The organism is Bradyrhizobium sp. AS23.2, assembly GCF_001908185.1.
Classification (GTDB): Bacteria; Pseudomonadota; Alphaproteobacteria; order Rhizobiales; family Xanthobacteraceae; genus Bradyrhizobium.
Window position 1 is genome coordinate 1 of record NZ_LGHM01000171.1, and the last position, 21299, is coordinate 21299.

At 63.6% G+C, this 21299-nt stretch carries 20 protein-coding genes; 13 read left to right on the plus strand and 7 right to left on the minus strand.

Annotated features, from left to right (window positions below):
• The 5 genes from AC630_RS32810 to AC630_RS32830 all read left to right on the plus strand — a co-directional run.
• The coding region (locus tag AC630_RS32810) for a 2-oxo acid dehydrogenase subunit E2 (protein WP_074122586.1) at nt 1-980 on the plus strand (980 nt) is incomplete at its 5' end.
• A gap of 24 nt (nt 981-1004) precedes the next feature.
• Entirely contained in the window at nt 1005-1235 is a 231-nt protein-coding gene (locus AC630_RS32815; protein WP_074122587.1) for a hypothetical protein, read from the plus strand.
• A 17-nt stretch (nt 1236-1252) separates the two neighbouring features.
• Nucleotides 1253-2674: a dihydrolipoyl dehydrogenase gene (gene lpdA, locus AC630_RS32820; RefSeq protein ID WP_074122588.1), complete on the plus strand. Its 1422-nt coding sequence runs from the start codon at nt 1253-1255 to the stop codon at nt 2672-2674.
• 173 nt (nt 2675-2847) lie between these two features.
• Nucleotides 2848-4089, plus strand: coding sequence for a threonine synthase (locus AC630_RS32825; protein WP_074122589.1), 1242 nt, complete (start codon nt 2848-2850; stop codon nt 4087-4089).
• Nucleotides 4090-4216: 127 nt separating this feature from the next.
• Complete coding sequence (locus AC630_RS32830; protein ID WP_074122590.1) at nt 4217-5188, plus strand: tripartite tricarboxylate transporter substrate binding protein BugD; 972 nt, start codon at nt 4217-4219, stop codon at nt 5186-5188.
• A 70-nt stretch (nt 5189-5258) separates the two neighbouring features.
• On the opposite strand, the gene AC630_RS32835 is transcribed toward AC630_RS32830, so the two are convergent.
• The 3 genes from AC630_RS32835 to AC630_RS32845 form a co-directional block, all read right to left on the minus strand.
• Nucleotides 5259-5639, minus strand: a complete 381-nt coding sequence (locus tag AC630_RS32835) for a response regulator (protein ID WP_143198498.1) — start codon at nt 5637-5639, stop codon at nt 5259-5261.
• A 91-nt stretch (nt 5640-5730) separates the two neighbouring features.
• Entirely contained in the window at nt 5731-6396 is a 666-nt protein-coding gene (locus AC630_RS32840; protein ID WP_074122592.1) for a response regulator transcription factor, read from the minus strand.
• On the minus strand, nt 6393-8417 hold the full coding sequence (locus AC630_RS32845; protein ID WP_074122593.1) for a PAS domain S-box protein: 2025 nt from the start codon (nt 8415-8417) through the stop codon (nt 6393-6395). The genes AC630_RS32840 and AC630_RS32845 overlap by 4 nt, the downstream gene beginning before the upstream one ends.
• Before the next feature lie 743 nt (nt 8418-9160).
• Between AC630_RS32845 and AC630_RS32855 the strand changes: the two genes are divergently transcribed.
• The 3 genes from AC630_RS32855 (at nt 9161) to AC630_RS47355 (ending at nt 10087) form a co-directional block, all read left to right on the plus strand.
• Nucleotides 9161-9526 (plus strand): hypothetical protein, encoded by a 366-nt coding sequence (locus AC630_RS32855; RefSeq protein ID WP_245330587.1) that lies wholly within the window; start codon nt 9161-9163, stop codon nt 9524-9526.
• Entirely contained in the window at nt 9523-9711 is a 189-nt protein-coding gene (locus AC630_RS45800; protein ID WP_074122595.1) for a hypothetical protein, read from the plus strand. Before AC630_RS32855 ends, AC630_RS45800 begins: the two co-directional genes overlap by 4 nt.
• Nucleotides 9712-9922: 211 nt before the next feature.
• Nucleotides 9923-10087: a hypothetical protein gene (locus AC630_RS47355; protein WP_245330586.1), complete on the plus strand. Its 165-nt coding sequence runs from the start codon at nt 9923-9925 to the stop codon at nt 10085-10087.
• A gap of 84 nt (nt 10088-10171) precedes the next feature.
• Here AC630_RS47355 and AC630_RS32870 read toward each other — a convergent pair whose 3' ends face one another.
• Entirely contained in the window at nt 10172-12364 is a 2193-nt protein-coding gene (locus AC630_RS32870; RefSeq protein ID WP_074122596.1) for a lytic transglycosylase domain-containing protein, read from the minus strand.
• Between the two features lie 327 nt (nt 12365-12691).
• On the opposite strand from AC630_RS32870, the gene AC630_RS32875 reads away from it, so the two are divergent.
• Nucleotides 12692-14428, plus strand: a complete 1737-nt coding sequence (locus AC630_RS32875) for an adenylate/guanylate cyclase domain-containing protein (RefSeq protein ID WP_074122597.1) — start codon at nt 12692-12694, stop codon at nt 14426-14428.
• Nucleotides 14429-14664: 236 nt separating this feature from the next.
• Here AC630_RS32875 and AC630_RS32880 read toward each other — a convergent pair whose 3' ends face one another.
• Nucleotides 14665-15441 (minus strand): outer membrane protein, encoded by a 777-nt coding sequence (locus AC630_RS32880; RefSeq protein WP_074122598.1) that lies wholly within the window; start codon nt 15439-15441, stop codon nt 14665-14667.
• Between the two features lie 636 nt (nt 15442-16077).
• Between AC630_RS32880 and AC630_RS45810 the strand changes: the two genes are divergently transcribed.
• From AC630_RS45810 to AC630_RS32895, 4 genes are all read left to right on the plus strand, one after another.
• Nucleotides 16078-16254: a hypothetical protein gene (locus AC630_RS45810; protein ID WP_167561324.1), complete on the plus strand. Its 177-nt coding sequence runs from the start codon at nt 16078-16080 to the stop codon at nt 16252-16254.
• A 41-nt stretch (nt 16255-16295) separates the two neighbouring features.
• Nucleotides 16296-16532, plus strand: a complete 237-nt coding sequence (locus AC630_RS32885) for a MerR family transcriptional regulator (RefSeq protein WP_074122599.1) — start codon at nt 16296-16298, stop codon at nt 16530-16532.
• Between the two features lie 520 nt (nt 16533-17052).
• Complete coding sequence (locus AC630_RS32890) at nt 17053-17286, plus strand: PepSY domain-containing protein (RefSeq protein WP_074122600.1); 234 nt, start codon at nt 17053-17055, stop codon at nt 17284-17286.
• 16 nt (nt 17287-17302) lie between these two features.
• Complete coding sequence (locus AC630_RS32895) at nt 17303-18214, plus strand: DUF1259 domain-containing protein (RefSeq protein ID WP_074122601.1); 912 nt, start codon at nt 17303-17305, stop codon at nt 18212-18214.
• A gap of 32 nt (nt 18215-18246) precedes the next feature.
• Here AC630_RS32895 and AC630_RS32900 read toward each other — a convergent pair whose 3' ends face one another.
• Together AC630_RS32900 and AC630_RS32905 are read right to left on the minus strand one after the other, a co-directional pair.
• A complete protein-coding gene (locus AC630_RS32900; protein WP_074122602.1) occupies nt 18247-19308 on the minus strand; it encodes a nickel/cobalt efflux transporter in 1062 nt (353 codons plus the stop codon).
• A gap of 4 nt (nt 19309-19312) precedes the next feature.
• Nucleotides 19313-19591 (minus strand): metal/formaldehyde-sensitive transcriptional repressor, encoded by a 279-nt coding sequence (locus AC630_RS32905; protein ID WP_074122603.1) that lies wholly within the window; start codon nt 19589-19591, stop codon nt 19313-19315.
• Between the last annotated feature and the right edge of the window lie 1708 nt (nt 19592-21299).

Sequence of the window (21299 nt, forward strand, 5' to 3'; positions counted from 1 at the left end):
CCGCACCTGCGCCGCAGGCTGCAGCGCCGGCCGCGCAGAGCAACGGCCATGGCGGCCGCGTCTTCTCCTCGCCGCTGGCGCGGCGTCTCGCCAAGGAAGCCGGCATCGATGTCGGGATGGTCGCCGGCACCGGCCCGCACGGCCGTGTGGTCGCCCGCGACGTCGAGCAGGCCAAGTCCGGCAAGGGCCTCAAGGCACCCCCGGCGGCGCCGTCCGGTGCGCCCTCGATCGCGCCGACCATGTCGGACAAGCAGATTCTTTCGCTGTTCGAGCCCGGCTCCTACGACATCGTCCCGCATGACGGCATGCGCCGCACGATCGCGCAGCGCCTGACCGCGTCGATCCAGAACGTTCCGCACTTCTACCTCACCATCGACTGCGACATCGGCAAGCTGCTCGCCGCGCGCGAGGAGATCAACGCCGCCGCGCCGAAGGACAAGGAGAAGAAGCCGCTCTACAAGATCTCGGTCAACGACTTCGTCATCAAGGCGATGGCGGTCGCGCTGCAGAGAATCCCGAACTGCAATGTGAGCTGGACCGAGTCCGGCATGGTCAAGCATCACCATTCCGACGTCGGCGTCGCGGTGGCGATGCCCGGCGGCCTGATCACGCCGATCATCCGCAAGGCCGAGACCAAGACGCTCTCCACCATCTCCAACGAGATGAAGGATTTTGCCGCGCGCGCCCGCTCGCGCAAGCTGAAGCCTGAGGAATACCAGGGCGGTACCACGGCCGTATCCAACCTCGGCATGTACGGCATCAGCCACTTCACCGCCGTAATCAACCCGCCGCACGCGACGATCCTGGCGGTCGGCACCAGCGAGGAGCGTCCCGTCGTGCGCGGCGGCAAGATCGAGATCGCGCACATGATGAGCGTGACCTTGTCCTGCGATCATCGCGCCATCGACGGCGCGCTCGGCGCCGAGCTGATCGGCGCGTTCAAGCAGCTGATCGAAAACCCCGTCATGATGATGGTCTGACGTCGCGCGAAGGGACCAGGTTGAATGCGAACACGCTGGCCCTGGATCGCGATGCTGCTGTCGACCATCATCCTCGTCAGCCCGATCGGCACCGAAGTGCTGCACGACGCGTTCTTCAGCGGCGAACAGCTCTCGCGCAGCATTGCCCAGCCAGTCGCCTTCATCGGCTTTGCGATTCTGACCTCGATCTGCGTCATCGAGTGGCTGGTCAGGTCGATCATTTCAAAACGCCGCGCGCGCGGCGCAACGGTTTGAGTTGAATGGGAGCCGCCATGGCCGACACGTCTTTCGACATCATCATCATCGGCTCCGGTCCCGGCGGCTATGTCACCGCGATCCGCGCCGCCCAGCTCGGCTTCAAGACCGCGATCGTCGAGAAGTCGTATCTCGGCGGCATCTGCCTGAACTGGGGCTGCATCCCGACCAAGGCGCTGCTGCGTTCGGCCGAGATCTATCACTATATGCAGCACGCCAAGGATTACGGCCTCTCGGCCGAGAAGGTCTCGTTCGATCCGAAGGCTGTGGTGCAGCGCTCGCGCGGTGTCTCGAAGCGGCTCAACGACGGCGTCGGCTTCCTGATGAAGAAGAACAAGGTGAGCGTGATCTGGGGCGCCGCCTCGATCGACGCGCCCGGCAAGGTCACCGTGAAGAAGTCCGACGTGGAGGCGCCGAAGGGCGCACTTGGGGAAGGGACCTACCAGGCCAAGCACATCATCGTCGCGACCGGCGCGCGGCCGCGCGTGCTGCCGGGGCTCGAGCCCGACCAGAAGCTGGTCTGGACCTATTTTGAGGCCATGATCCCGGAGCGGATTCCGAAATCGCTGCTGGTGGTCGGCTCAGGCGCCATCGGCATCGAGTTCGCGTCCTTCTTCCACACCATGGGATCCGACGTCACTGTGGTCGAGGTGCTGCCGCAAATTCTCCCCGTGGAGGACGCAGAGATCGCTGGCCTTGCTCGAAAACGCTTCGAGAAGATGGGCCTGAAGATCATGTCCTCGACCAAGGTGACGAAGCTGGACAAGAAGGCCGACAGCGTCGTCGCCACCATCGATGACGGCAAGGGCAAGCCCGTCACGACCGAGTTCGAACGCGTGATCTCGGCCGTCGGCGTGGTCGGCAACATCGAGAATCTCGGCCTCGAGAAGCTCGGCGTGAAGACCGACCGCGGCTGCATCGTGATCGACGGCTACGGCAAGACCAACGTCCCCGGCATCTACGCCATCGGCGACGTCGCAGGTCCCCCGATGCTGGCGCACAAGGCCGAGCATGAGGGCGTGATCTGCGTCGAAGCGATCAAGGGCCTGCATCCGCATCCGATGGACAAGAACATGATCCCGGGCTGCACCTACTGCAATCCGCAGGTCGCCTCGGTCGGCTTGACGGAAGCCAACGCCAAGGAGAACGGCCGTGAAATCCGCGTCGGTCGCTTCCCCTTCGTCGGCAACGGCAAGGCGATCGCGCTCGGCGAAGACCAGGGCCTGGTCAAGGTCATCTTCGACAAGAAGACCGGCCAGCTCCTTGGCGCCCACATGGTCGGCGCCGAAGTCACCGAGTTAATCCAGGGCTACGTCGTCGCCATGAATCTGGAGACCACGGAGGAAGAGCTGATGCACACGGTGTTCCCGCATCCGACGCTGTCGGAGATGATGAAGGAAGCCGTGCTGGATGCATATGGAAGGGTGCTGAATATTTGATCGCTGCCGCCGCCGTCATTGCGAGCCACCCGGTCCCGCCTTCGGCGGGCCGGATGACAGGCTCCGCGACGAAGCAATCCAGTCTGTCTTCGCCGATGCATTCTGGATTGCTTCGCTGCGCTCGCAATGACGACCAAAGAGATCTGTTTGCAGAATAAGAAGGAAACCAACCCATGCAGGACAACGACAACCTCACCATCGAACGCCCGACCTTCGTCACCCATCTCGAATGCGCGATGGAAGGCGATCACTACGCCGCCGACCAGGTCCACAATCTTTCGAAGGCCGGCAAGCCGCTGCTGGTGCGTTACGACCTCGCTGGCGTGAAGAAGGCGCTGACCAAGGATGCCCTGGCGCAGCGTCCCGCCGATATGTGGCGCTACCGCGAGCTGCTGCCGGTGCGCAAATGCAAGGACATTGTCTCGCTCGGCGAAGTCACCACGCCCCTGATCCGGCTGCCGAAGCTTGGCGCAAAACTCGGTGGCGGCGAAATCATCGTGAAGGACGAGGGACGCCTGCCGACCGGCTCGTTCAAGGCGCGCGGCCTCGTGATGGCGGTGTCGATGGGCAAGGCGCTCGGCATCAAGCACATGGCGATGCCGACCAACGGCAACGCCGGCGCGGCGCTGGCGGCCTACGCCACGTCCTGCGGTATCAAGACCACGATCTTCTGCCCAGCCGATACGCCGGAAGTGAACGTCAGTGAGATCGAGCTGCAGGGCGCGACTGTCTACCGCGTCAACGGCTATATCGACGATTGCGGCAAGATCGTCGGCGAGGGCAAGGCCAAGGTCGGCTGGTTCGACACCTCGACGCTGAAGGAGCCGTACCGCATCGAAGGCAAGAAGACGATGGGTCTCGAACTCGCCGAGCAGCTCGGCTGGGACGTGCCCGACGTGATCTTCTATCCGACCGGCGGCGGCACCGGCCTGATCGGCATGTGGAAGGCCTTCGATGAGCTCGAGAAGATCGGCTTCATCGGCTCGAAGCGCCCGCGCATGGTCGCTGTGCAGGCCTCGGGCTGCGCGCCGATGGTGCGCGCCTATGACGCCGGCACCGAGCACGCAACGCGCTGGGAGGACGCCCACACCATCGCCTCCGGCATCCGCGTGCCGCAGGCGATCGGCGACTTCCTGATCCTGCGCGCCGTGCGCGAGAGCAAGGGTTTTGCGATTGCGGTCGACGACGACAAGATCTCGTCGGCGCTGAACGAGGTCTCGCGCGAGGAGGGGCTGTTGTTGTGCCCCGAAGGCGCCGCCACCTACGCCGCCTACAAGGAAAGCCTTGCCGACGGCCGGGTCAGCAAGACCGACCGCGTCATGCTGTTCAACTGCGCGACCGGCCTGAAGTACCCGCTGCCGCCGGTCACCCGTACGCTCGATCGTCACAAGCCGATCGACTACACGCAGTTCTAAGCAAGGCCGATGAGCCAGAGCGCGATGATCGCGCTCCGGCGCGTCATTTCGTCTCTTCACGAACGATCCCTCTTCCCGTACGCGGGAAGAGACAAAAAAGAACAATGACATCGCTGGGGAGAAGACAATGAAGAAGGCCATCTGGGCCGGGCTGATCGGTATTCTCGCTGTTGCAGGCGCCGCGCGCGCCGACGACTATCCCTCACATCCCATCACCATCATCGTGCCATTCGCGGCCGGCGGCCCATCGGATGCAATGGCGCGCGTGCTCGCCGAGCGCATGCGCTTGACGCTTGGCCAGCCCCTGGTGATCGAGAACGTCACCGGTGCGGGCGGCTCGATCGGCGTCGGCCGCGCCGTGCAATCGCCACCGGACGGCTACACCATCTCCTTCGGTCATCTCGGCACCCACGTTGCCAACGGTGCCGTCTACAAGCTCAAATACGACCTCGTCGCTGATCTCGAGCCCGTGGTGCTGCTGCCGAGCAACCCGATGATCGTCGTCAGCAAGAATGCCGTCCCTGCGACGTCACTGAAAGAGCTCATTGAATGGCTGAAGTCGCGGCCGTCGCCGCCGACCGCCGGCACCGCCGGCGCAGGTTCGGGCAGCCATATCGCCGGCGTCTATTTCGAGAGCGTCAGCGGCATCAAGCTGCAATACGTGCCGTATCGCGGCACGGCCCCCGCGCTGAACGATCTCATCGCCGGCCAGATCGACGTCATCATCGACCAGACCTCTAACTCCATCAACCAGGTCCGCGCCGGCACCATCCGCGCCTACGCCATCACCGATGACAAGCGCCTGTCCTCCGCGCCCGAGATTCCGACCGCGGAGGAGGCGGGGCTGAAAGGCTTCAACATGACGCTGTGGTCGGGCCTGTGGGTGCCGAAGGGCACGCCGAAGGAGATCGTCGCCAAGCTCAATACCGCGGCGGTGGAAGCGCTGAACGATCCCGCCGTGAAGAAGCAGCTCGAAGGCCAGGGCCTGGAGATGACGCCGAAGGACCAGCTCACCCCCGAAGCCCTCGGCGCCCGCCAGAAGGCCGAGATCGCAAAGTGGTGGCCGATTATCAAGGCGGCGAACATCAAGGTGGACTAAAGCGCCTTGCCGCAGCCGCAACGCGGGGCGTCCTGATCGTGAGAAAGCCGCAGGGCTCGGCGCGACCGCATCACATCGTGGCGTCCCCGGGCTCCGCCAGCGCCGTCTCCAGGCACTGAATCAGGACCGGCGTGGAGAACGGCTTCGCGAGAAAGCAGATGGCACCGGCCTTCAGCGCGCGGTCGCGCACGGCGTCGTCGGGAAAAGCCGTCATGAAGATGAAGGGCGTGAGGTGCCCGAGGTCACGCATATGCATCAACAGATCAATGCCGCTCATGACCGCCATCTGCACGTCCGTGATCACACACGAAGTGGCGCTCAATTCGGCCGATTGGAGAAATTCGTGAGCGGAGCCAAAGGTGCAGACTGTGTATCCGCGCGACGTCAGGAGGTTGTTCGTCGCAAGGCGAACGGACGGATCATCATCGATGACGGAAACAGTCGAAGACACTGACAATATGATCGCTCCTGGTCGGGGAGCCGCTAGGCCGCGACGCGGCCCACCGGAAAGTGGGCCTCCGGAGCGTGATTGGAAAGCATACTTAGGTTTGCAGGTGTCCCTTTGTGCGTGGGATTCCGAGCGCCTCGGTCATTCTGACGAGATCGGCCAGTGACTTTGCACCCATTTTCCGCATGATCTGCCCGCGATAGATCTTGACGGTGATCTCGGCCAATCCAAGCTCGGCCGCGACCTGCTTGTTCATCAGGCCGGCCGTGACCAAGCTGAGGATGTCACGCTGGCGCGCACTCAGGCTCTCGAAGCGGGACCGAACACCCGAGACCGACTTCTCCTCATCGCGCCGCTTGCGATCCCGTTCGATCGCAGCCTGCACCGCATCCAGCATGTCCTGGTCGCGCACCGGCTTGGTCAGAAAATCGACGGCGCCGCTCTTCATGGCCCTGACGGTCATGGGAATATCGCCATGACCGGTGATGAAGATGATGGGCGTGTGAATGTTGGCCTTGGCGAGGTCCGCCTGAAGGTCGAGGCCGCTCGAGCCCGGCAGGCGAATGTCGAGCACGAGGCAGCTGGGGACCGCCGGCGGTTTGGCGTCCATGACCTCCGCCGCCGAGCCGAAGGCCTCAACCCCGAGGCCGACCGATTGGAAGAGATTGGTCAGCGCGCGCCGCATCGACGGATCGTCATCGACGATCCGGACGATCGGATCATCGGCGCTCGCCCGTGTCGGCTTGGCGTGGTCGGTCACGGCGTGTCCTTGTCCGGCAAGGGCAGCGCGATCTGGAATGTTGCACCGCCTCCGTCATTGGGAAAGGCCGAAAGCCGGCCCGCGTGCGCCTCGATGATCGATCGGCAGATCGAGAGTCCCATCCCCAGGCCGTCCGATTTCGTGGTGAAGAAGGGTGTGAAGATGCGGTCCGTCACGTCCTTGCCAAGGCCGACACCGCGATCCGTCACGGTGAGGAGGAGGCGGGCGTCGCCGTCCTCGTCCGCCCGGCTGGAGCGGATCGCCAGCTCGCGCGGCCGGTCGACATTGGCCTGCATGGCTTCGATCCCGTTCATGACCAGGTTGATCAGCACCTGCTGGAGCTGGATCCGGTCGCCGCAAATCCTTGGCAGGTCGGACGCCAACTCCATTCTGGCCGACACGGCATGGGTGGCGAGTTCGCGCCGAACGAGGGCCATTGCCTCCATGACGACCTGATTGATGTCGAGTGGAGCCACCTCGATCTCGGTCTTCTTCGCAAGCGCCCTGATCCGGCGGATCACTTCGCTGGCCCGATTGGCGTCCTCGATAATCCATTCCGCGGAACGGCGCGCGGCCTTCAGATCGGCAGGTTCGCGGTCGAGCCAGCCGATGCAGGCGTCCGCATTGGAGATCGCGGCGGCGAGCGGTTGGGTGATTTCATGGGCAATCGAGGCGGTGAGTTCGCCGAGCGTCGTGACGCGCGTGACATGGGTGAGCTCGGCTTGCGCCTTGCGCAGCGCCTCTTCGGCCTGTTCGGCGCGGATCGCCGCGGTCACGTCGGTGCAGACGCCGCGATAACCGAGGAAATCGCCGGTGGCGTCGAAGAACGGCTTGCCGCTGGTGCGGACATAAATCGGACACCCGTTGTTGTCTTTGGTGCGGTACACCAGGTCGCGAAAGGGGAGGTGAGCGTCGAGTGTGGCCCGATGCTGTTGCCATTTTTCCGGTTCGAGCTCGACCTCAGGCGCGATATCCCAGCGAGCCATGCCGATCACGCCGGATGGAACTGTTCCAGCAGTGTCGGGATGTTCTGCGATGAGGGTGATCCGGTGGTCCGGTCCGGTCTCCCAGAACCAATCGGATGCGGTTTCGGCATAGTCACGGAAGCGCTGCTCGCTCTCACGAAGCTTTCGTTCAGCCTCCTTGGCCGCCGTGATATCCGCCGTCGACCCTACATACTCGATGGATCCGTTCGCGTCCCTCGTCGCCCGAGCCACCGAATGGAGGTATTTCGTCGAGCCATCGGGCAGCAGCAGCCGGTACTCATTTTCGAAATCCTTGCCTTCGTGGGCTGCCTGAAAGGCCTTTTGTTGGGCGGCTGCGCGATCCCCTGGGTGAATGCGCTCGAGCAGGAGCTGGATCGAGGGCTTCGTCAACTCGTCGAATTGGAAGATGCGAGAACTCTCCTTCGACCAGATGATCTCGCCGGTGGCTACTCTCCAGACGAAGCTGCCGGTGTGGCTCAACTCCTGCGCCCCGGCCAGGTTCGCCTCGCTCCGCCGCAGCGCATCCTCCGCCTCCTTGCGCTGGGTGATGTTTTCGCAAGCGACCAGCAGGATCGGCGTGCCGTCGCCGCGCAGCATGGCCTTGGCGTTTTCGCGGACCCAGAGGACCGAGCCGTCCTTCCGGATCTTGCGAATCTCCCAGGTGTGCGACTGGTCCAGGGTATCCAGGCACAACGCGACGGAGCGCCGGACCGTGTCGTGGTCCTCTTCGAAGAAGACGTTCAGCACGGATTGGCCGATCAGCTCGGCTGTCGTGTAGCCCAGTTGTGCGGCGCCAAATGTATTCACGTTGAGCACCGTTCCGGCCGGATCGACCATGAAGTACATGACCGGATTGTGCTCGAACACTTCGCGCCATTGCTTCACGGCGTCGCGCAACTCGATGTCCTGCCGCGAGTCGCCTCCGACCGCGGGCCTATCCTTCTCTCCGTTGCCGAATGACCGAAGCGCCGCAAGGCCGCCGAGGAGGAATTGTGCGGCCGAATTCCCGAACTTTGCGATCTGGCCAGGCATCATCGCAGGCGTCCCGGCTCGCTGGAGTCGTAGTAAGTAGAGCACTTCGCAACAACAGGGGCAATTGCCTGCGACCAAAGTCGGACGTCCGAAACTCGCGGTTGCCGTGCAGCTTGCGAGCCTTGCGCCATCTCGTTGCGCAGCCCTGGTGAAAGTCCGGAAAGCTACAGGACATACCTGCGTATAGGTCGCGCATCCCTAGTTTTACCGCGCATTTACCTCCGTACAATTGAGCGATCCGTTGCATGCAGACTAGCCTGACTGTCATCGAGTGGAGTCGATTGCGGAGCACAAGCCGCCCGTTAGCCGCTCTGCTGCACCTGGGAGACGGCTCTGCCTCCACCACCGCCCTGACTTGCCGGATGGCTTGGCAGGGAACGATTGGGAAGCCGCATTTTCCGTGACGAACGTGGTGACCGTGCATTAGCGCACGAGGGAAGCCAGGACCCATAAGAGGCCAAGTGGAGAGGACGATGTGCGATAGCCCTGAACACTCCGAGCGCCGTTCTGCCGCAAAAGGCTGCGCCGTCTGTGGCGGGAAGTTTGGCCTGATCCGATACTATTCCTGGCGAACTCCGCTCTGCTCGAGGAAATGCCTCGGCCGCTTCAAGGCGCGCCGCGAACGCGACCGTCGGTGGCTGTTCCGATTCCAGGCGGCGTGAGGACCTGCCTCGGGGGCCGCTTCGTTCGACAACTCTGAATCAGGAGGTTGCGTTGTGAACTGTGCTTGCAAGCTCCTCTTGGCGATGGCGCTGCCGCTTCCCCTGATGACAGGGGTGGAGGCCGAGGAGGTTGGGCAGGATGGCGCACATCGTCACCATCCGCCGCAGGATCAGCTCCTGCACGAGAAGTTCTATTCGAGCTGGCACATGCCCGACAACCCGGTGCTGAGCTGCTGCAACAACGCGGATTGCTACCCGACCGAGATACGCTACGTCGACGGCAAGATCTACGCACGGCGCCGGGAAGACGGGAAGTACATCCTGATCCCGTCCCAGAAGGTAGAGCGAAACAGAGACAATCCTGACGGCCGCAACCATCTTTGCGCGCCGCCGCCGTCCGCCTCTCCGGTCGACACGGTCTACTGCTTCGCGCTGGGAGGTGCGACATGAGGTTCATACTGGTGAACGGCAGAACCCCTTTCCGCAAGACGTTCTGTCTATGGTGCTGCGAGGAGATCAGCGGCGGTTATCTGCGCGACGTGAGCACGCTGCTGCCCTATTGCGACCACGAATGCTACGCGCTCCATCACGAAACAGTGTCGTTGATCGGGGGCCGCGCGCGAGCAGCGTCTTGAACAGACAGGCGGTCGAGATGATCGACGGACGCGACTTTCGACAGGGAAGGACACTACGTTGAGATTCATGCTCGTCAATCAGGAGCGACCTCGCCACGGCGTCACCTGTGGCGCCTGCGCCCGGCCGCTGGGCGCGAGTTACCTCCGGCGTGTGTCCACGCAACAGCGATACTGCGACTATGATTGCTACCGTCGATATCAGGAGACGGCCATGGAAATGCTCTGGCCCCACAATAGCTCGCTCGAGGCGATCACGGTGCTCGCGGCCATTTCGAGCTGGAGCTGGATGATGCAGATGGGCGCGCTCTCGCGCTCACTGACCGAGGCGTATCTGCGCGCGCACGACCTTCTGACCATGGAAGGAGGTGACGGCTAGCTGAACGATGCAGGCCGCGCAGTCCCGTCGGCCGCAGTCACCGCGTCGAGCTTCGCGCCGCGTCCAGCCCCGGCGTTTGCGAAGCTAGGGCGAGGGGGCTGCGGCCGATACCGTCGGCGCCGTACTCACTTCCTGCGTCGTGACGCGCTGCTCGGATTTCGCGGCGACCACGCTGCTGCCCTCGAACCGTGCGCGGTAGACCAGCACGTTCTCCATCACGCGCTGGACGTAGTTGCGCGTCTCCGACAGCGGGATGCGCTCCACCCAGTCGACCGGATCGACATTGGGATCCCTGGGGTCGCCACGCGCCTGCACCCATTCGCGGACACGGCCGCGGCCGGCATTGTAGCCGGCGAAGGTCATGATCTGGTTGCCGCGATATTCCGACAGCAGCGCGCTGAGTTCGGCGGCGCCCATCTGCGTGTTGTAGACGGGGTCGGAGACCATCCTGTCCCAGTCGTAGGTCAGGCCAAAGCGCTTTGCGGTGTCGCGGCCCGCTTCCGGCGTGACCTGCATCAATCCGACTGCATTGGCAGACGACTTGTCGCGCTGGTCGAACGAGCTCTCTGTGCGCGCCACCGAGTAGATCACGCTGGTCTCGATCGCGGGCGCGACCTGTTTGTGCTCGGGAATGCCGATGGTCGGGAAGGCGTAGTGGTCGAGCGCTAGCCCGCGCGCCAGAGCCGACTTGCCGACCTCCAGCATCACGCGTGCATCGTTGCGCCGGCCGGCGAGCTCGCCGAGCGCTTCGAGCGCCGCGACGTCGCTGCTCTCCTTGGCAAAATCCTCGGCGTAGTAGAACACCACGTCACGCTCGCCGATGCCGTAGAGCATGTCGGCGGCGCGCACACGCTCATCGGGGGTATCGGCCGCGGCCAGCACGGGTGAGGGCGGGCGCAGCTCGATCCGGTCGAGCCCGAGTTTTGCGCGGGCCAGCTGGCCGTAATAGGCGGTGGGATAGCGCGCTGCGGCCTGGTAGCTCACGCGTGCGTCGGCGGTCGCCCCCATGGCCTGGGCGGCGCGGCCGCGCCAGTAATGCGCCCGCGACAGAGCGATCGGATTGGCCGAGCCCTCGTCGATTGCGGCGAAGTGGACCATCGCCATCCTGGGATCGTCGAGATAGCGCAGCGCGATCCAGCCGCACATGAAGTGATAGTCGATGCGATAGACCTCCATCGCCGGCACGGCTGCCGTGCGCACCACGTCGTAGGCGGTCCTGGACTTGCCCTGGTCGAGCAGTTTGCGCGCTAGCAGGCGCCGCTCGCGCCACCAGGCGTCGGTATCCTGGGCCGCCATGGTGTCGGGCGCGGCGGCCAAAATAAGCTCGGCCGCATCGTCGATGCGGTCCTTCTGGAGATGCCACTGTGCACGGCACAGCACATAGCCGAGATCGCGGCGCGCCTCTGCCGGCACGTCCTCAAGATAGTCCTTGGCCTTGTCGGCCTTGCCGGTGACCGCGGAGCAGGCCTTGACGATCGCGAGCGCGTCCTCGCCGAGATGCTTGGCTGCGCGCCGTGCGCCGGCGTAGTCCTTGGCGCCGAGGCGCTTGTCCATACGCGCGCGATGGTCGTCGGCGGTCAGGAGATCGCGGAACGCCTCGTAGGATTCCTCCTCGCTACGCTCGGACAGTTCGTCCGTACGCCAGGCCTCGCGCACGAGCCGCGCGGCCCTGTCGGTCTCGCCTTCGGCGAGCAGCACGCGCGCGAGCGCGAACTTTCCCTTGGCGCTGGTCGGCCGGTCCATCGTGAACTTGTGCACGGTGGCCGCGTCGCTCTTCTCCTGCCACAGCCGTGCCTCGGCGCGCCGGCGCAGCAGCGCGCTGCTCGGCCAGTCCGGATTGGTGGCGAGGAAGGCGGCATAGCGCTTGAAACTCGCCGTGCTCTCGGAGTGACGCAGCATGAACCAGTCGGCGAGTTTCTGCCCGGCGGGATCGGCGATGCGGTCGCGCGCTGCGCTCGCGTCGTCGGTCTTGCCCTTGCGCGCGAGATCGATGGCGTCCTTGAGCGCGGCGAGGTCGCCGGTGAGCGGCGGCGGCGCCGGCTTGTCCGAGGACTCGTCGTCCGGCTTCTTCGACCTGCGCTTGGCCTCGGCATGTTTGCCGTGGCGCGACTTGGCCGCGGCATGGCGCTGCTTGCCGGCCTTGCCGCTGGCTTTGGCTTCATGCGTCTTCTTCGACGCGGACGATTTGTGATTGCTCTTCGCTGCCAATTCGGTGGGTAGGAAGGCCATTGCGGCCACGGCAACGACACACGCGAGCGAGCGTAGGCACTGGTTCATTCCATGGTCCCCCTGCGAAACCACTACAAACCAAGGTCCGCAACGACATGCGGCTTGAGAATCAAGGACGATGCCAAGGATGATGGCACGGCATCGCTTCGGATTGGTCACGCTCCCGCAAGAATGCGGCAAAATACGGATGGGAATTCGGGAACTTCCGAAAGGGCCGAAAAGGCAGCGTCTTTGATCTTTTGTTAACGAAAAAGACTCGCGCGACGGTTGTGCGCGGCCCGGGACACCGCAAACGGCCAGATTGCGTGTGTTCCCGCGGCGAAATCCGGTATATTGAGTTCCCGACCGGTCCTTCTAGCCCTTTGCCCCGTACCTATGCCGCTTTTCAACCAGTCGATCCGGCGCAAGATCGTCGGCATCGCCCTCGGATTGATCGTCCTGATGCTGGTCACCTCGATCCTGTCGATGGTGATGTCGAGCCAGGTCGGCGTCCTGCTCGATGAGCTGACCAACCGCTACATCCCGGCCTACGGCGACCTGGCGCGGGCCAACATCCGCTCGCTGGAACGGTCGGTGGCGCTGCGGCGGATGGTCATGATGAAGATGCAGGAGTCCTCGGACGAGGAGGCCTATGCGGCGCGCCTGCATGAATTCGAGGACGCCGACCGCAAGATCGAGGAGGAGACTTCGGCCGCGCGCAAGCTCATCAACGCGATCATCGACGATACCAGGACGCCGTCCGACAATGCCGCGCTGGCGCGGATCGACGCCCGCATCGAGACCGCCGTCTCCAATCTGCGCCACGACATGAACGAGGACCACGCGAAACTGGTCAAGCAGGTCGATGCCAAGCAGATGGCGGAAGCGCGTGGCACGCTGGAGCATATCGACGCCATACGCGATCAGTTCAACCAGAAGATCGACGCCATCCGAGCCGACATGTTGAAGCAGGTCTTCGTCAGCACATCGCAAGTGATCGGGCGCCAGCATCAAGCGATCATCATTTCGGGTGTCGTGACATTGCTCGCAGCGGTCGTCGGATTCGCCTTCGCGCTCCTGGTCTCCAGCGGCATCACGCGCCCGGTGCGCCTCTTGCTGGCCGGCACCCGCGAGGTCGAGGCGGGCCGCTTCGACAAGACCATCACCGTCTCGACCCAGGACGAGATCGGCGAGCTTGCCGCTGCTTTCAACCGCATGATCGAGCAGTTGCGCCACAACGAGCGCATCCGCGAGACCTTCGGCCGCTACATCGATCCGAAGGTGGTGCAGGGGCTGATCGACCGGCCGGAGGTCGCCATCGACGGCCAGCGCCGGGTGATGACCATCATGTTCTGCGACATGAGCGGCTTCACTTCGATGAGCGAGGGCATGACCCCACGTGGTCTCGTCAAGGTGATGAACCACTATTTCACGGTGATGTCCGGGCCGATCAGGAACAATCGCGGCGTCATCGACAAATATATCGGCGACGCCATCATGGCCTATTGGGGCCCGCCCTTCATCGAGGAGGACGAGCCGGCGCTGTTCGCGTGCTTCGCCGCCATCGACATGGCCGACCAGGTGCCCGCGCTGCAGAAGCAATTGCCGGACCTGCTCGGCATCCGCGCCATGCCAGCGCCGTGCGACTTGCGGATCGGCATAGCCACCGGCGAGGTCCTGACCGGCAGCATCGGCTCCGAGCTGATGATGAGCTTTACCGTGATGGGCGATGCCGTGAACCTTGCCTCCCGATTAGAGGCCGTCAACAAGATCTATGGCACCCGCATCCTGATCTCACAGGCAACTGCCGACGCGATCGGCTCGGCTTGCGAGCTGCGCGAGATCGATCGCCTGACGGTCGTTGGCCAGAGCGTGCCGCAAGCGATTTTCGAGGTGATGAGCAAGGCGCACGGGCTCAGCGTACCTCAGGAGAGCCTGCGCGAGCACTATGCCGAAGGCCTCTCCGCTTATCGCGCACAGCGCTTCGACGAGGCGCGCACGGCATTCAACGCCGCGCTCGAAGCCGTCCCTGGTGACGGTCCCTCGCGCACGCTGCTCGCCCGCATCGCGCAGTTCGAGGCTAATCCACCGGACGCAGGTTGGGACGGCGCCTGGCGGCTGGAGCAGAAATAGCCGTCCTTGCCGTCCTAGGCGCAGCGCCAGAGAGGTCGACCTTAAGCCGCGACTTCGCCGTGTGTCCGGCGCCAATCTGGATGCGTATGGCCAGGAAGCAGCCTCGGACGGCGCCGACCTGCAATGTCGCGCGGTGTCGTCGGATCCGGCGCGCAGGCTGGACGGGCGTGAAGTGCCGCCTGTCCAGCCTGACCGGCAGAAGCGCGCCTCGAGCGCTTCTATTGGGCGATGAGCCGTCAGTACCTTGCGACAACGGCGCCGGCATCGCCGAGGTTGAAGCGATAGTTCAGGCCGAGCGTGAAGAGGTGGACGTTCTGGCGGATGTCGAAGGTCAGCCCGGCTCCGCCGCCGCCACCGCAACCACCCGTAACGCAGCCCGTCTGCACGCCGTTGGTGCCGAAGTCGAGATAGTTGTACTCGGCCATGAACGACAGGTTGGGAAGAAGCGCGAACTCGAAGCCGCCGCCCACGACGAACCCGGCGACGTTCTGTCCTCCCGTCAGCGCAGGCGTGATGGTGTTGGTGACGGAATCGAAGGCGCCGATATCGTGCTGGAAATGGGCCCATGCCGCGCCGCCCTTCGCGTAGATCAGCACGCGATCAAAGGCGTATCCGATCCGCCCCGTTGCGGTCGCGAAGCGATCGAGCTTCGATGTGAGTTGCAGACCTGCGGTCCCTCCGGGCGGAAGGACGAGCGCAGTGCCCTTCATGTCGGCCCAGTCGAATTGACCGCCGATGCCGAACACCCAGGAGCCGACCTGGTAGTCGCAGCCGGCTTGCGCGCCGCCGAACCAGCCGTTGCTGCGGACGGTGTCGAGAGCCACTCCGCTGAGCGGCGCGAAGTCATTGTTGGCGCGCGCGCCCCCGCCATTACCGCCCAGATAGCATCCCGTCCACGAGTAGACCCGTGCTGCTGGCGGCGCCTTGTACGCGGCTTGCATGTCGGCGGCCATCGCAGACGTCACGGTGCACATTCCAATCGTGAGAATGGCGAACAGAGTTTTCTTGAGCATCCCAGCCTCGTTGTTTCGCTCGTGCGTGTGGCACTTGCATATCCGAGTGCGATGCGGCCGTATGTCACATGCGCGCCACAGCGAGACGGAAACAACGTCTGCGCGCTGAAAAATTCGATGCAGTCTGTCGTTGTGAGCGGATTGATGTCGCGCGAGGCCGCTGCGTGCTTGCGGACGTCGCGCGAGCGAAGGCGTTCGCGCCGCGCCGCGCGACTCGCCCGCCCAGGTCGGCGCTCCCAGGAAGCATGGAGGAGGAATCGCCGCCGCAACGCGTGAAGCCGTGCAATGTCGTCGAGGTCGAGTTCGACTGCGCCGGCCTCCCGCACGCCAGGATAGCCCACGAGCTGCGAACGCTCTGCGGTGACGCAAAACAAACCGTCACCGCGGTTGCCTTAGTCGTCTACCATCGTCCGAGGCGACAGATGCTCCGGCTACTCCTCCGACATCAGGGCACACCGCCCAATGCGTTCGCGCGTGACCATGGTCCGCGTCAATATCCTACCGGTCCCGCAGAGCAGCGCGGTTAGCGCGTGTGTTTTTTGAACAAAAACGCTTCTACCTCATAACGATGTTGGCCGTGACCTATTTCCCGGGCTTAGGTTGAGTGTCCTTGAGGCGTTTGATGGGGACACGCCAATGACAGAACTTGAGGACAGGCTGGAGCGGTTCGAGACACTCACCGCCGAATGCGAGCTGATTGCCAAGCTCGCCACCGACAGCAAGAAGCGCGAGTTTTACCTGAGGCTCGGGGAGCAATACCGCCAGCTAGCTGCGGATATGCGGCAGGTGATCGCGTCCAGGGCTGCTGCCTGACACCGGCGAAAAACGCGGTTGCAGCCTCATCAGGCACTGCCGTGAGCTCGACTTCTCGATCGACGAGACTCCTCGCATCGGTTCAGCGGCGACTGCCGTGCAGCGAAACGAAGGCGTATGCGGAGAAGCATCTCGGATCGATCAGGAAGAAGATCGCGGAGCTGCGTGCGCTGGAGGCGACGGTGACCGCGCTGGTCCGTGGAGGTGAGGCGACATGCAGCGGCAGTGCCGCGCCGGACTGCGTGATCCTGCAGGCGGGCGAAGCGAACTGCGGTTGACAGAATCGCGCCGTCTGAGGGCTGGCGTTCACTGCCGATTTTGAGTTGTGGGCTGGCTCGCGCCTTTCCTCAGAACATTTATGGGCGGGCACCCACAAGCCGGTGAGACGGTCCGTGGCGCGACTTCGTTCCATTCGATCGGTGAAATCTTTGTGACGAGCCTTCGAGGTTTTCGAGGGCGTCTTGGGCGCGCGCGGGTTGACAGCTCAGTCCCCCGGGCTTCTATTTGTAGCATCGGGGATGTGCGATCTCCCCGTGAGGCGACATGCCCAAGAATCGCGTCCTGATCACCAAGGGCGCAGCATGTCCAACTCATACATTCCGTTTCATTCGACAGATTGTCTCGACCGGCGAATGCGCCGGCGCTCGTTGGCATGCGCATCAACGAGCGCCTCTCAGGTGATCCGCACTGCATCGTGCCAGTGCCCACGAGTACCGTGCGCATTTCTATGCGCTCGGGTGCTCGCGTGAGCGGGCGACACCACTTCACCTGGGGCGGGACACGACCAGGAGAATGAGGATGCGAATACAAACGATCCATCGAGCCGCGGTCTTGTTGGCGGCAACTGCAGCACTGTCACCGGTTCATGCCCTGACCCAGGAAGAACTCATCGCCAAGCTCAAGGCAGCTGGTTACTCGCAGGTCAGCGACATCAAGTCGACGGCCGAAGGCACGACCGTCAGGGCAGTAAAAAGCGGCAAGGAAGTGCGGCTTGTCGTCGACAGCAGCGGCCAAATCAAAGAGCGAAACTGAGGTTTAGGAGCGTGCGATGAGAAGAACAATCTGGACCTGGATCGGAATCGCCGTTTGCCTACTCGGATTACCGTCTGAGGCGTTCGTCTCGACAGCCCGTGCGCAGGATGTCGATTGGCAGAAGGTCGACGAGACGTTAGGCCGGAAGCCGGCCGTCTCTGGCGACGTGCATCGTTACGGCTTCCCGCGGACTGATCTCTCGGTGACGTTGGACGGGGTGACGATCAAGCCGACCTTGGCGCTCGGCGGTTGGGTCGCGTTCAAGCCGGCGCATGGCGGCGCCATGATCATGGGCGACCTCGTCCTGCTGGAAGCCGAGATCAATCCAGTGATGGCGAAGATGATCGCGAGCGGGCTCCAGATCACCGCCGTCCACAATCATCTGCTGCGCGCCACTCCGGCGACGTTCTACATGCATGTTGCCGGTCACGGCGATCCCGCCACATTGGCCTCGGCCATCCACGTTTCACTCGCCGAGAGCAAGACGCCGCTGACCGTTGCAGCGCCGTCCAGCCCGCCGCCCGCGGTCGACCTCGACACGGCGCAGCTCGATCAGATCATGGGCGTCAAGGGACAGGCCAATGGCGGCGTCTACGCGTTCACCGTGCCGCGCCGGGATCCCATCAGCGAAGGCGGCATGCCCTTGAGTCCGGTCGGGCCGATGGGAGTTGCGACCGGTATCAACTTCCAGCCGACCGGCGGCGGCAAGGCCGCCATCACCGGCGATTTCGTTCTGTCGGGCGAAGAGGTGAACCCGGTGATTGCGGCGCTGCGCGCGAACAGCATCGAAGTGACCGCACTGCACAGCCACATGCTGGACGAGCAGCCGCGGCTCTTCTTCATGCATTTCTGGGCCAATGACGACGCGATCAAACTCGCCAAGGGCCTGCGCGCCGCGCTCGACCAGACTGCCAGCACGAAGGGGTGACCGAAGCAGCGGACGCAGGTCCGCTGCTTCGGTCACGAAATGATTTCGTGCAGGCCCGTCCACCCGGTGTAGAGACCGACGAAGACGATCAAGGCTGCCGATACGTAGGGCGCGCGGTGGGCGAAGCGGCTGAAGCCGCCCCAGTGTCGTTCGACGTGCCGCAGACTGAGTGCAGCCAGAACGCCTGCCGACACCATCGTGATCGCCAGCCCGACGCCAAAGGACAGCACCAGGACGAAGCCAAGGCTGAACTGCTTCAACTGAATGCACAGCAGCAGCACGGTGATCGCAGCGGGGCAGGGGATCAGTCCACCGGTGAGACCGAAGAGGACGATTTGCGCAGTCGTGGCCGTGCGTCCGGCGAAGCGCTTGTGGATGTCGACCGCATGGGCGCGCGCGTGAGCGTCGTCCGCTTCGCCGAGATCCATGTGGTCGTGGTCGTGCTCTTCGAACAAAAGCTCGGTGGCGTCGCCGGCGAGCGCGGCGCGCGCCTTGAACGCGTGCGGCTCCGGAATCTCCTCGACGCTTTCCAGGTATCCATCCCGGGCGATGAACGCAAAAGTCTGTTCCGCGCCGTCCTCGCGGATCGTCGTCACCCGGATGTCGCCGGCAGGCGGGAGCGCGCCGTTCTCGCTCCGGATCCGCCAGTGAGGGGGCACACCGTCTTCAAAGACCTCCAGCGAGAGCGATAACCCGGCGAGCGAGATGGATTGCGGCTCGTCGTGGTGGTGATGGTCATGCTCGTCGTCCTGCTCCCGCCATGTGCGCCAGACCATCCAGCCGGCGATGCCGATGATAATGACGGCGGACGCCATCTGCAGATAGGCCTCGCTGCGTTCGCCGGACAGTTCCCGGCCGAAGTAGAGCCCTGCGAGCGCGATCGCCCAAACGATGGCGGTATGGGAGATGGTCGCCGATAGGCCGAGGAGTACGGCCTGAAGCACGGTCCCCCTCACGGCGATGATGAACGCTGCCATCATGGTCTTGGAATGACCGGGCTCGAGGCCGTGCAGCGCGCCGAGCAGGATGGCGCTGGGAACGAACAGCCATGCGTGTGCGCTGCTCTGCTGGAGCAGTTGCGACAGATCGGTCATCTCTTCACTTCAAATAGGTTCGGACGACGTCGATGAGGTCGGCGGCGCCCTTGGCCTTCTCCGGATCCTTTTCGTGCACGGGATCCACGACGTGGTGGCGGATGTGATCTTCCAGCAGCTCGGTGGTGAGCCCGCTGATCGCGCCTTTCACCGAAGCCACCAGCATCAGGACATCGGCGCAACCGATCTCGGATTCGAGCGCGCGCTCGACAGCCTCAAGCTGTCCCTTGATGCGCCGGACGCGTCCGATGAGCTTCGACTTGTGCTTGATCGTGTGCGACATGCCAATAAGATAGGGGGGTACCCTATGCTAGTCAACGCTCCGTCGCTATCGAGCCGCAATCGGTGCGCGGACGGCGGATGCCGGGACATGACCGTAGGGAAAACGGCCCGGAGGGACCGGGGGGGGCTCCGGGCCGAGTGTTTCCTCCACTAGAGACCCCTCGTGCGGCGAGGAGGCCACGCTTCGAAGGAAACACCACGGTCAACCGCAGAACACGCGCCGCTGCAAATATCTTTCTGGTAAGGCAGATTAACTCGCCGCAAGGTCGATGATCGAGGCGCGCGCCTTAGTGGTCGGTGCGCCTTTAGCTGGACGCCCTGCCTCGGCTCCGCCGTAGAGGGACAGAGCATGGCGATACCTCAACTGCAGGATGCAGGCGACGGCGCGGGCTCGTGGCCGCTCGCCGGAGCCTCCGCTGCGCATTAGCCGTCGGCGCTCGTCGACAGCTGGCGATTAGCACCGTTACCCGGACTGAGGCGAATATCCTCAGTCCTGATTTGGTCGAACGTCAGTGATGACGCTCCAGCCGCAGCTTTGCGCCTCTCATGCGCCCTGTTCATCGAGCTCGTCAATTTTCTAGTCGCAGTAAGCCGGCGACGAGCCTCAATAGCAGGGCGGATAGGGATAGTAGCCACAAGCCCTGCGGTAGCCATACGCTCCGTAAGCCGCTGCTCCTGCCGCTGCCGCACCATAGTAAGCTCGCCGATGCACCCTGCGATTAACGCCAGCTACGCTCATCGGTGTGAGTGGTCGCCCAACTCTCGCCTCGGCATTGTCGAGGGATACGGATAGCACTTTCGCCGGCGAGTAATGGAGCGACAACGGAGCTGTCGTAAAGAGCGCAGCAGTCACGATCAATCCAAGAAGCCTAACATTTCTTGTCATGTCGTTCTCTCCCTGTAGAGCGATCACCGACACAACGTGACATGGCGCCTTACGGCTCGCCGTTGATCTGAATCAATAGGAACCAGATTCGAATGCGCCGCCCAGAATGGAGCTGAGATTCCGTGCAGGGAAGGCCGTGTGTTGGGCTTCGCCTGTATGCTGCTGTGCGGTTTTCTCTACGCTGCACGCGCACAGTGGATCGCGGGTGCCGTGCGGCACGAACGCCTCCTCGCCGCGCCCCATGCGTGGCCTCAGCCATCCCATGATCTCGGCGCGCGGCGTTTGATTGCATATGTTCGGCATAGGACCAGGGCGACCACTATGCCGCTCTTAGAAACTGGCGATGCGATCCCCATCGAATTCAAATTTGTCCGGCGTCATGTTCTGACGCGTAACTGCCACTCAATCTTGGAGGCCAGGATGCCAGCATATCGTGCACTTGTCGTGGGGCGACACAGCGTACCGATCGGCGTGATTCATATGAACTGCATCGACGATGAATCCGCGATCACTCGCGCTGGGAAACTCGTCGACGGCCACGATGTGGAGCTTTGGCAACTCGATCGGCCGGTCGCGAGATTCGGTGCGCAGTCCGGGCAGATATGCAGGAAATAGGTTACGAGCCCGCCTCGGGTGCTTCCTTCCCTTAACTTCGGCGACATGCTGCCCGACGGGCAAAACACCTGAAGACTTTTTGTAGGCGGCGGTTGTCAAGCAGCTGTCGTGCAAATATTCCGCTTTACCGAAATTCGGATTTGTCGTATGTGTCGCCCATCCCGGCTCTACCTTGAGGGGCGATCATGTGTCGTCACGTTTCGCGAGC

What these genes read in the sequence shown, in the direction of transcription:
- AC630_RS32815 (WP_074122587.1), top strand. Translation starts at nt 1,005, where the DNA reads ATGCGAACACGCTGGCCCTGGATCGCGATGCTGCTGTCGACCATCATC.
- lpdA (WP_074122588.1), top strand. Translation starts at nt 1,253, where the DNA reads ATGGCCGACACGTCTTTCGACATCATCATCATCGGCTCCGGTCCCGGC.
- AC630_RS32825 (WP_074122589.1), top strand. Translation starts at nt 2,848, where the DNA reads ATGCAGGACAACGACAACCTCACCATCGAACGCCCGACCTTCGTCACC.
- AC630_RS32830 (WP_074122590.1), top strand. Translation starts at nt 4,217, where the DNA reads ATGAAGAAGGCCATCTGGGCCGGGCTGATCGGTATTCTCGCTGTTGCA.
- AC630_RS32845 (WP_074122593.1), bottom strand. Translation starts at nt 8,417, where the DNA reads ATGATGCCTGGCCAGATCGCAAAGTTCGGGAATTCGGCCGCACAATTC.
- AC630_RS32855 (WP_245330587.1), top strand. Translation starts at nt 9,161, where the DNA reads ATGGCGCTGCCGCTTCCCCTGATGACAGGGGTGGAGGCCGAGGAGGTT.
- AC630_RS45800 (WP_074122595.1), top strand. Translation starts at nt 9,523, where the DNA reads ATGAGGTTCATACTGGTGAACGGCAGAACCCCTTTCCGCAAGACGTTC.
- AC630_RS47355 (WP_245330586.1), top strand. Translation starts at nt 9,923, where the DNA reads ATGGAAATGCTCTGGCCCCACAATAGCTCGCTCGAGGCGATCACGGTG.
- AC630_RS32870 (WP_074122596.1), bottom strand. Translation starts at nt 12,364, where the DNA reads ATGAACCAGTGCCTACGCTCGCTCGCGTGTGTCGTTGCCGTGGCCGCA.
- AC630_RS32875 (WP_074122597.1), top strand. Translation starts at nt 12,692, where the DNA reads ATGCCGCTTTTCAACCAGTCGATCCGGCGCAAGATCGTCGGCATCGCC.
- AC630_RS32880 (WP_074122598.1), bottom strand. Translation starts at nt 15,441, where the DNA reads ATGCTCAAGAAAACTCTGTTCGCCATTCTCACGATTGGAATGTGCACC.
- AC630_RS45810 (WP_167561324.1), top strand. Translation starts at nt 16,078, where the DNA reads ATGACAGAACTTGAGGACAGGCTGGAGCGGTTCGAGACACTCACCGCC.
- AC630_RS32890 (WP_074122600.1), top strand. Translation starts at nt 17,053, where the DNA reads ATGCGAATACAAACGATCCATCGAGCCGCGGTCTTGTTGGCGGCAACT.
- AC630_RS32895 (WP_074122601.1), top strand. Translation starts at nt 17,303, where the DNA reads ATGAGAAGAACAATCTGGACCTGGATCGGAATCGCCGTTTGCCTACTC.
- AC630_RS32900 (WP_074122602.1), bottom strand. Translation starts at nt 19,308, where the DNA reads ATGACCGATCTGTCGCAACTGCTCCAGCAGAGCAGCGCACACGCATGG.
- AC630_RS32905 (WP_074122603.1), bottom strand. Translation starts at nt 19,591, where the DNA reads ATGTCGCACACGATCAAGCACAAGTCGAAGCTCATCGGACGCGTCCGG.